We start from the raw sequence: 311 nt of genomic DNA, 5'->3' as shown, positions 1-311 counted from the left end.
CACCAACTAAGATGACGTCATCGATATCGCCGATTTTTAGACCAGCATCTTCAAGGGCAATTTTACAAGGGCCCATGGTGCGCTGTACCAATGCTTCAGTCAAACTTTCTAGTTTTGAGCGGCTGATTGTTACCACCAAGTGCTTAGGACCACTGCTGTCAGCAGTAATGTAAGGTAAGTTTACTTCCGTGCTTTGCGCGCTTGATAGCTCAATTTTTGCTTTTTCTGCGGCTTCTTTTAGACGCTGCATTGCCAAAGAATCGCCTTTTAGGTTGACGTCTTGGTCTTTTTTGAACTCATCAACTAAATAA

The 311-nt window shown here is 43.4% G+C and carries 1 protein-coding gene; it reads right to left on the bottom strand.

Annotated elements, in window-relative coordinates; all coding sequences use genetic code 11:
* A partial coding sequence (locus tag CIK81_RS18885; protein WP_147272382.1) for an Hsp70 family protein occupies positions 1-311 on the bottom strand: 311 nt, incomplete at both ends.

The sequence above is a fragment of the Brachybacterium sp. JB7 genome (genome assembly GCF_003335205.1).
Taxonomy (GTDB): Bacteria; Actinomycetota; Actinomycetes; order Actinomycetales; family Dermabacteraceae; genus Brachybacterium; species Brachybacterium alimentarium.
This window is presented reverse-complemented; position numbering and strand designations above follow the sequence as displayed.